8 protein-coding genes are annotated in these 9,691 nt (G+C 70.5%); 6 read left to right on the top strand and 2 right to left on the bottom strand.

All coding sequences use genetic code 11. The features are described 5' to 3' along the window. The 4 genes from ACIGW4_RS36845 to ACIGW4_RS36830 all read left to right on the top strand — a co-directional run. The coding region (locus ACIGW4_RS36845; RefSeq protein ID WP_399585929.1) for a vitamin B12 dependent-methionine synthase activation domain-containing protein at positions 1-1,050 on the top strand (1,050 nt) is incomplete at its 5' end. A 139-nt stretch (positions 1,051-1,189) separates the two neighbouring features. Next, complete coding sequence (locus ACIGW4_RS36840; protein WP_123450608.1) at positions 1,190-1,888, top strand: HAD family phosphatase; 699 nt, start codon at positions 1,190-1,192, stop codon at positions 1,886-1,888. Positions 1,889-2,331: 443 nt separating this feature from the next. Continuing rightward, positions 2,332-3,921, top strand: coding sequence for an ABC transporter substrate-binding protein (locus tag ACIGW4_RS36835; RefSeq protein ID WP_123450606.1), 1,590 nt, complete (start codon positions 2,332-2,334; stop codon positions 3,919-3,921). Between the two features lie 67 nt (positions 3,922-3,988). Further along, complete coding sequence (locus ACIGW4_RS36830) at positions 3,989-5,572, top strand: ABC transporter substrate-binding protein (RefSeq protein WP_123450604.1); 1,584 nt, start codon at positions 3,989-3,991, stop codon at positions 5,570-5,572. Between the two features lie 137 nt (positions 5,573-5,709). Here the strand turns inward: ACIGW4_RS36830 and ACIGW4_RS36825 are convergent, their stop codons facing one another. Then, on the bottom strand, positions 5,710-6,387 hold the full coding sequence (locus ACIGW4_RS36825) for a response regulator (RefSeq protein ID WP_398710703.1): 678 nt from the start codon (positions 6,385-6,387) through the stop codon (positions 5,710-5,712). A gap of 58 nt (positions 6,388-6,445) precedes the next feature. Continuing rightward, positions 6,446-7,348 carry a RecB family exonuclease gene (locus ACIGW4_RS36820; protein WP_123450602.1) on the bottom strand — a complete coding sequence of 301 codons (903 nt, stop codon included), beginning with the start codon at positions 7,346-7,348 and terminating at the stop codon, positions 6,446-6,448. Positions 7,349-7,527: 179 nt separating this feature from the next. Here ACIGW4_RS36820 and ACIGW4_RS36815 point away from each other — a divergent pair, with 179 nt between their 5' ends. Further along, a complete protein-coding gene (locus ACIGW4_RS36815; RefSeq protein ID WP_359591950.1) occupies positions 7,528-8,661 on the top strand; it encodes a site-2 protease family protein in 1,134 nt (377 codons plus the stop codon). 18 nt (positions 8,662-8,679) lie between these two features. After that, positions 8,680-9,567 carry a tRNA (adenine-N1)-methyltransferase gene (locus ACIGW4_RS36810; RefSeq protein WP_015032448.1) on the top strand — a complete coding sequence of 296 codons (888 nt, stop codon included), beginning with the start codon at positions 8,680-8,682 and terminating at the stop codon, positions 9,565-9,567. Positions 9,568-9,691 lie beyond the last annotated feature (124 nt).

Genomic DNA, 9,691 nt, shown 5'->3' with positions numbered 1-9,691 from the left:
GGCGGCGCGGCCCTGACCAGGGCGTACGTCGAGCAGGACCTCCACGAGATCTACGAGGGCGAGGTCCGCTACGCCCGCGACGCCTTCGAGGGCCTCCGCCTCATGGACGCCCTCATCGGAGTCAAGCGCGGCGTCCCCGGAGCCGTGCTCCCCGAGCTGAAGCAGCGCCGGGTGGCCAAGGGAGCCGGAACCGCCGCCCTCCAGGTCGACGAGCCGGAGCCCGGCGGCCGCTCCGACGTGGCCACCGACAACCCGGTGCCGACCCCGCCCTTCTGGGGCACCCGCGTCGTCAAGGGCATCCCGCTGAAGGACTACGCGTCCTGGCTCGACGAGGGCGCCCTCTTCAAGGGGCAGTGGGGCCTCAAGCAGAACCGGGCCGGCGACGGACCGGCGTACGAGGAGCTCGTCGAGACCGAGGGCCGGCCCCGGCTGCGCGGCTGGCTGGAGCGCCTCCACACCGAGAACCTCCTCGAAGCGGCCGTCGTCCACGGCTACTTCCCCTGCGTCTCCAAGGGCGACGACCTGATCATCCTGGACGAGGCGGGCAACGAGCGGACCCGGTTCTCCTTCCCGCGCCAGCGCCGGGGCCGCCGCCTCTGCCTCGCGGACTTCTTCCGCCCGGAGGAGTCCGGCGAGACCGACGTCGTCGGCCTCCAGGTCGTCACCGTCGGTTCGAAGATCGGCGAGGCCACGGCCAAGCTCTTCGAGTCCGACTCCTACCGCGACTACCTGGAGCTGCACGGCCTCTCCGTGCAGCTGGCCGAGGCCCTCGCCGAGTACTGGCACGCCCGCGTCCGCGCCGAGCTCGGCTTCGGCGGGGAGGACCCCGAGAACGTCGAGGACATGTTCGACCTCAAGTACCGCGGTGCGCGCTTCTCGCTGGGCTACGGCGCCTGCCCCGACCTGGAGGACCGCGCGAAGATCGCGGAACTGCTGCGCCCGGAGCGGATCGGCGTCCACCTCTCCGAGGAGTTCCAGCTCCACCCCGAGCAGTCCACCGACGCCATCGTCATCCACCACCCCGAGGCGAAGTACTTCAACGCTCGGTGACCCCGTCATGACGGCGCGGCACAAATCCGCGCCTTCACGGTGATCACGACGTACACTTGTCGGTCCAGTGCAGGCCGGTCTTCCTCCCCGTACCGGGGAGGGGGGCCGGCCTTCTCGTCCCTCCATGGAGGTGTGCCGGATGACCAGCACGGTCCCCGCGTCCCTGTTCCGTACCAACGGCAGCTCCGCCCTGCAGGCGGTCTTCCTCGACATGGACGGGACCCTCGTCGACACGGAGGGGTTCTGGTGGGACGCCGAGGTCGAGGTCTTCGCCGACCTCGGGCACCGGCTGGACGAGGCCTGGCGGGACGTCGTGGTCGGCGGCCCGATGACCCGCAGCGCGGGCTACCTCATCGAGTCCACCGGCGCCGACATCACCCTCGAAGAGCTGACCGTCCTGCTCAACGAGAAGTTCGAGCAGCGCATCGACCGGGGCGTCCCCCTCATGCCGGGGGCGGAGCGGCTGCTCGCCGAGCTGGCGCGGCACTCCATCCCGACCGCCCTGGTCTCCGCCTCGCACCGGCGGATCATCGACCGGGTCCTCGCCTCGCTCGGCCGCGACCGCTTCGCGCTCACCGTCGCCGGCGACGAGGTCGTCCGCACCAAGCCGCACCCCGAGCCGTATCTGACGGCCGCCCGGGGCGTCGGGGCCGACCCCGCGCTCTGCGCGGTCATCGAGGACACCGCGACCGGTGTGGCGGCCGCCGAGGCGGCGGGCTGCCGGGTCGTCGCGGTGCCCTCCGTCGCTCCGATCGCGCCCTCCCCGGGCCGGGTCGTGGTCCGCTCGCTGGAAGAGGTCGACGTGCCGTTCCTGCGGACCTTGATCACGGGAATTTGAGCTTTCCCTGAGGAAAACGATCAGGTAAAGCGATCGGGCCATTCACCGAAAAGCGTCTACGTGACCTTGGTCACTCAGAGTGCCGGACGGTGGGTGGCCCTTTCTCGTCCCCTGTCTCAAAACCGGACGTTTGGGTGCCCCCTGTGTCCCGATTGGGTAAGCGTCGTCCCCAACGTCCGGCGCATGGTTATCGAGACCGACGCATCCATGATCACTCTTCGATTACGCCCCTGTACGGCCCCGGTCAAGCGATACCGGCGCCGCCCATTAATCTTTCGCGAGTACTTCGCCGCATAACCGCGTGCACCGGCGCATACCCAAGTCGCCGTGAACACAGGACCGATCGCAACACCCGGCCCGATCGCTCCCGCCCCGACCGGGCGGCAGGCGGCGGAGTTCCACTGACCGCTGTACCCCAGTGCCGGATGAGGAGATCGTCCCTGATGAACCGCAAGACCCTGGTGCTGCCGGCCGTGGCCGGACTGCTCGCCCCCCTGCTCGCCGCCTGCGGCGGATCGGAGGACGCCCGGGCCATCACCGTCGGCACCACGGACCAGTTCATCGTCACCGAGGACGCCCCCGCCCCGCTCGACCCGGCCTACGCCTACGACACCGGCGCCTGGAACATCCTCCGCCAGACCGTCCAGACCCTGCTGCACGTGCCCCGCGGCGGCGGCGAGCCGGTCCCCGAGGCCGCCCAGACCTGCGGCTTCTCCGACAAGGCCAGCGAGAGCTACCGCTGCACGCTCCGCTCCGGCCTCACCTTCGCCGACGGCACCCCCATCACGGCCGAGGACGTCAAGTTCTCCATCGAGCGCGTCCTGAAGATCAAGTCGGACAACGGCACGGCCGCCCTCCTCTCGAACATCGACACCATCGAGACCCAGGGCACCGACGGGATCGTCTTCCACCTCAAGACCCCCGACGCCACCTTCCCGTACAAGCTCTCCACCCCCGTCGCCGGCATCCTCAGCAAGGACAAGTACGCCGCCGACAAGCTCCGCGACGGCTTCGACGTCGACGGCTCGGGCCCGTACACCATGAAGGTCGAGCACGAGGGCGACAAGGCCACCCGCTTCGTCTTCACCAAGAACCCCGCGTACAAGGGCGACATCACCCTGCGCAACGACAAGGTCGAACTGCGCCCCTTCGCCGACTCCGACGCCATGGGCGCGGCCCTGGAGCACGACGACATCGACATGATGGCCCGCTCCCTGTCGCAGAAGCAGATCAAGGACCTGACCGAGACGCCCAAGGAGAAGATCCGGGTGACCGAGGTCCCCGGCCTCGAGATCCGCTACCTCGGCTTCAACACCGAGGCCCCCTCCGTCGAGCAGAAGGCCGTCCGCCAGGCCATGGCCGCCGTCGTCGACCGGGGCGCCCTCGTCAACCTCGTCTACGGCCCCACCGCCGAGCCGCTCTACTCGCTCATCCCCTCCAGCATCACCGGCCACGCCACCCCCTTCTTCGACGAGTACGGCGAGCCCGACCCCGCCCGCGCCGCCAAGATCCTCAAGGACGCCGGCGTCAAGACCCCGGTCAAGGTGACCCTCAACTACACCACCGACCACTACGGCGCCGAGACCGCCAAGGAGTTCGAGGCGCTCAAGAACCAGCTCGTCGCCAGCGAGCTCTTCGACGCCAAGGTCCAGGGCGCCGAGTGGTCCACCTTCCGCACGGCCCAGAAGCGCGGCGACTACGCCGTCTACGGCCTCGGCTGGTTCCCGGACTACCCGGACCCGGACAACTACATCGCGCCGTTCCTCGACAGCGACAACTTCCTCAACACCCCGTACGTGAACGAGACCGTCCGCGAGAAGCTCATCCCGCGCTCGCGCCGCCAGGCCGACCGCAACGCCGCGAGCCCCGTCTACGCGCAGATCCAGAAGATCATCGCCAAGGACGTCCCCGTCCTGCCCCTGTGGCAGGGCAAGCAGTACGTCGCCGCCCGCGACGACCTCAACGGAGTCGAGTACGCCCTCAACACCTCCTCCGACCTGCTGCTGTGGGAACTGGGCCGCGGCACCGCCTGACCCCTTCGTTGTCCCGGCCGCGCGCCCCTGCGCGGCCGGCCTGACAAGAGATCAAGAGGCAAGTTCTGTGAAGGCACGAAACAAGTGGCTGACGGCCCCCCTCGCCGCCGGCCTGTCCGCCGCCATCCTCAGCGGCTGCGGCACCGAACAGGGGAGCGGCTCCGGCGGCTCCGGAGGCGGCATACGCGTCGGCATGTCCGACGAGATCCTCGCCACCGACCCCGCGGCCGGCTACGACCCCGGCTCCTGGCTGCTGTTCAACAACGTCTTCCAGTCCCTCCTCGCCTTCCCGAAGGGCGGCTCCGAGCCGGAGCCCGAGGCCGCCGACAAGTGCGGGTTCTCCGGGGGCAGCAAGGTCTACACCTGCACCCTGCGCGACGGCCTCACCTTCTCCAACGGCAACAAGCTCACCTCGGAGGACGTCAAGTTCTCCTTCGAGCGGGCCCTCAAGATCGCCGACCCCTCGGGCCCGGCGCCGCTGCTCTCCACCATCGACACCATCGAGACCCCCGACGAGAAGACCGTCGTCTTCCGCCTCAAGGTCCCGGACGCCACCTTCCCCAGCAAGATCGCCTCCGGCGCCGGCTCCATCGTCGACCACCGCGACTACCCCGCCGACGGGCTCCGCACCGACGGCAAGGCCACCGGCTCCGGCCCGTACAAGCTGGACTCCTTCAGCGACACCGAGGCCGTCTTCTCCGCCAACCCCGGCTACAAGGGCAACGCCAAGCCCAAGAACAGCGCCGTCACCCTCAAGCTCTACCGCGGCGACCGCGCGGCCCTCGCCAAGGCCTTCACCGACGGAGACGTGGACGTCGCCTACCGAGGCCTCGCCGCCGACGACATCGCCGCCCTCGAGAACTCCGCCACCACGGCCGACAAGGGCATCGAGGTCGTCACCGGCAGCAGCGCCGAGGTCCAGCACCTCGTCTTCAACGTGAAGGACCCGGTCGCCGGCAAGCTCGCCGTCCGCAAGGCCATCGCCCACCTCGTCGACCGCGAGGCCCTCGTCGAGCACGTCTACCAGTCGACGGCCACCCCGCTCTACTCGATCGTCCCGGCCGGCATCGCCGGACACAACACCGCCTTCTTCGACGCCTACGGCAGCCCCGACAAGGCCAAGGCGAAGAAGGCCCTCCGCTCCGCCGGCATCACCGACAAGGTGAAGCTCACCCTCTGGTCCACGCCCAGCCGCTACGGCCCGTCCACCGACCAGGAGCTCAAGGCCATCGCCGAACAGCTCAACGCGAGCGGCCTCTTCGACGCCGACGTCAAGTCCGTCCCCTACGAGCAGTACGAGAAGGACATCGCCGCCGGCAAGTACGGCGTCTACGTCAAGGGCTGGGTCCCCGACTACCCCGACGCCGACAACTTCACCAGCCCCTTCTTCGGCGAGGGCAACGTGCTCGGCAACCACTACGAGAACGGCACCATCACCGGCAAGCTCCTCCCGGAGACCGCCGCCATCGCCGACCGCGCCGCCACCGCCGACGAGTACGGACGCCTCCAGGACCTCGTCGCCGAGGAGCTCCCCGTCCTGCCGCTCTGGCAGGGCAAGCAGTACGCCGTCGCCCGCGAGGACGTCACCGGCCTCGAATGGACCCTCGACGCCTCGACCGTCTTCCGCTTCTGGGAGATCCGCAAGGGCTGACGCCCGCCGCAGGGCCGGCCCTCCCACAGGGCCGGCCCTCCCACAGGGCTGGCCCTCTCCACAGGGCCGGCACCCCCCCCGCCACGCACGAGGGCCCGGTACGCATCACGCGCACCGGGCCCCCGTCGTTCCCGCGACTACTGGCCGCCGGCCCCCGGCCGCACCAGACCGCTCTCGTACGCGTACACCGCGGCCTGGACCCGGTCCCGCAGCCCCAGCTTCGTCAGCACATGGCCCACGTGCGTCTTCACCGTCGTCTCGCTGACGAACAGGTCCGCCGCGATCTCCGCGTTCGACAGGCCCCGCGCCACCAGCTTCAGCACCTCCACCTCACGGTCGGTCAAGGTGTTCAGCGTGTCCGGCACCTGCTCCTCGCCCGTCGGCAGGTGCGCCGAGTACTTGTCGAGCAGCCGGCGCGTGATCGACGGGGCCAGCATCGCCTCGCCCGCCGCCACCACCCGGATCGCCTGCACCAGCTCGTTCGCCGGGGCGTCCTTCAGGAGGAAGCCGCTCGCCCCCGCCCGCAGCGCCTCCACCACGTACTCGTCCAGGTCGAAGGTCGTCAGGACCAGCACCTTCGCCGGACCGTCCCGCCCCGGACCCGTGATCTGCCGGGTCGCCTCCACCCCGTCCATCCGCGGCATCCGGATGTCCATCAGGACCACGTCCGGCTGCAGCACGCGCACCTGCTCCTGCGCCTGCAGACCGTCCCCGGCCTCACCCACCACCGCGATGTCCTGCTCCGCCTCCAGGATCATCCGGAAGCCGGTCCGCAGCAGCGGCTGATCGTCGACCAACAGGACGCGGATCGTCACAAGGGCTCCTTCACGGGGCTGGGCTCACGAGGTGCGCCCGCGCCGGCGCGGGCTGCGCTCAGGAAGACGGCTGGGCCGGGTCCATTCTGCCCTGCCCCGATTCACCCGACTCCGGCGGGCGCGCGGAAACGATCTTCAGGGGATAGACCGGGGGAGTCCCCCCGAACTCGGGACAGACCGCCTGATGGTCGCACCAACCGCACAGCTTCGTCGGCCGCGGCCGCCAGTCGCCCGACTCCGTGGCCAGCCGGATCGCGTCCCACAGCGCCAGCAGCTTCCGCTCCACCCGCAGCAGGTCCGCCTCCACCGGGTCGTACGTCAGCACCTCCCCGCTGCCCAGGTACACCAGCTGCAGCCGCCGCGGGATCACCCCCTTCAGCCGCCACACCACCAGCGCGTAGAAGGTCATCTGGAACAGCGCGCCGTCCCGGTACTCGGGCCGCGGCGCCTTCCCCGTCTTGTAGTCGACGATCCGCACCTCCCCCGAGGGCGCCACGTCGACCCGGTCGATCACCCCGCGCAGCCGCAGCCCCGAATCCAGCTCCGTCTCCACGAACAGCTCACGCTCGGCCGGCTCCAGACGCGTCGGGTCCTCCAGCGTGAACCACCGCTCGACCAGCCCCTCCGCCTCGCCCAGCCAGCCCGCCAGCCGCTCCCCGTCCGGATCCTCCGCGAACAGCTCGGCCAGCTCCGGCTTCGACGCGAGAAGACGCTCCCACTGCCCCGGCACCATCGACTTCGCCCGCGACGCCGTCCGCTCCGCCGCCGGATCGTCGAAGAGCCGCTCGAGCACCGCGTGCACCAGCGTGCCCCGCGTCGCCGCCGCGCTCGGCTTCTCCGGCAGCCGGTCGATCACCCGGAACCGGTACAGCAGCGGACACTGCATGAAATCGCTCGCCCGAGAGGGCGACAACGACATGGGCGCCCGGGACTCCACCGGCACCTGCTCGCTCGTACTCATGACAAGACCCTACGACCCGCCGCCGACAGCGGGCGGAATACCATCGACCTGGGACCCCGCCGCACTGCATGATCGAACCGTGACGCACCGACGCGGGTCACACCACGCGACGAGAGGAACCCGTGAACCAGGACGAGCCCAAGCCGCAGCGGACCGAGGAGCCCGGCGGCGGGATCCTCATGGGACGGCCCTTCGGCGTGCCCGTCTACGTCGCCCCCAGCTGGTTCGTCGTCGCCGCCCTGATCACCTGGGTCTTCGGCGACCAGATCGACCGCGTCCTGCCCGAGCTCGGCGCCGCCCGCTACCTCGTCTCCCTCTTCTTCGCCGTCGCCTTCTACGCCTCCGTGCTCGTCCACGAGCTCGCCCACACCCTCGCCGCGCTCCGCTTCAAGCTCCCGGTGCGCCGCATCCAGCTCCAGTTCTTCGGCGGCGTCTCCGAGATCGAGAAGGAGACCGAGACCCCCGGCCGCGAATTCGTCCTCGCCTTCGTCGGCCCCCTGCTCTCCCTCGTCCTCGCCGGCGTGTTCTACCTCTCGCTCCACGCCGTCGAGCCCGGCACCGTCCCCGGCGTCCTCCTCGGCGGCCTGATGATCTCCAACCTGATCGTCGCCGCCTTCAACCTGCTCCCCGGCCTCCCCCTCGACGGCGGCCGCATGCTCCGCGCCGTCGTCTGGAAGATCACCGGCAAGCCCATGAGCGGCACCGTCGCCGCCGCCTGGGTCGGCCGCGCCCTCGCCGTCCTCGTCCTCGTCGGCCTGCCCCTGCTCACCCGCACCGGCCTCCTCGGCAACTCCACCGACGACATCAGCGGCTTCGAGACCGTCACCGACGCCCTCCTCGCCGCGATCCTCGCCGCGATCATCTGGACCGGCGCCGGCAACAGCCTGCGCATGGCCCGCCTCCGCGAGCACCTCCCCGAGCTCCGCGCCCGCGCCCTCACCCGCCGGGCCATCCCCGTCGAACCCGTCACGCCCCTCTCCGAGGCCCTCCGCCGCGCCAACGAGGCCGGCGCCCGCGCCCTCGTCGTCGTCGACGCCACCGGCGAACCCACCGGCATCGTCCGCGAGGCCGCCATCGCCGCCGTGCCCCAGCACCGCCGCCCCTGGGTCGCCGTCAGCACCCTCGCCCAGGACCTCACCGACGGCATGCGGGTCCCCGCCGAACTCACCGGTCAGCCCCTCCTCGACCACCTCCGCGCCAGCCCCGCCACCGAGTACCTCGTGGTGGAGGACACCGGCGAGATCTACGGGGTCCTCGCCACCACCGACGTCGAACGGGCCTTCGTCAGGGCCATGGCACGACCGTCCACGTAACCCCGGTACTCTGGTCACATGTCCGAACCGACCGGTGCCGCCCGCCGACGCGGGCCCTTCAAGGTCGGGGACCAGGTTCAGCTGACCGACCCCAAGGGCCGTCACTACACGTTCACGCTCGAAGAGGGAAAGAACTTCCACACCCACAAGGGTTCTTTCCCGCACGACGAACTGATCGGCGCCCCCGAGGGCAGCGTTGTCCGTACCACCGGAAACGTCGCCTACCTCGCGCTGCGCCCCCTGCTCCCCGACTACGTCCTGTCCATGCCCCGCGGCGCAGCCGTGGTCTACCCCAAGGACGCGGGGCAGATCCTGGCCTTCGCCGACATCTTCCCCGGCGCCCGCGTCGTGGAAGCGGGAGTGGGCTCGGGATCGCTGAGCAGCTTCCTCCTGCGCGCCATCGGGGACAGCGGCATGCTGCACTCCTACGAGCGCCGCGAGGACTTCGCCGAGATCGCCAAGGGCAACGTCGAGCGCTACTTCGGCGGCCCCCACCCCGCGTGGCAGCTGACCGTCGGCGACCTCCAGGACAACCTGTCCGACACCGACGTCGACCGCGTCATCCTGGACATGCTCGCCCCCTGGGAGTGCCTGGAGGCCGTCTCCAAGGCCCTGGTCCCCGGCGGCATCCTCTGCTGCTACGTGGCGACCACCACCCAGCTCGCCCGCACCGTGGAGTCCATCCGCGAGTTCGGCTGCTACGCCGAGCCGCAGCCCTGGGAGTCCATGATCCGCAACTGGCACGTCGAGGGCCTCGCCGTCCGCCCCGATCACCGCATGATCGGCCACACCGGCTTCCTCGTCACCGCCCGCCGCCTCGCGGACGGGGTCGAGCCCCCGATGCGCCGCCGCCGCCCCGCCAAGGGCGCCTACGGCGAGGACTACGAGGGCCCCAACAAGGGCTGACGTCCCGACACCCACACCGCGCCGCCGACGACTTCCCCCGCGTCCGAGGGGAAGTCGTCGGCGGCGTCCTCATGTTGTCCGCCGCTCCGGAGAGCAGGAACACCCCACCTGTTCCGTCCCCCTG

Origin of the sequence: Streptomyces sp. NPDC053513, from assembly GCF_044544765.1 — a bacterium.
GTDB lineage: Bacteria > Actinomycetota > Actinomycetes > Streptomycetales > Streptomycetaceae > Streptomyces > Streptomyces litmocidini.
Note: the sequence above shows the minus strand (reverse complement) of the source record. Positions and strands in the feature narration are given on the sequence as shown.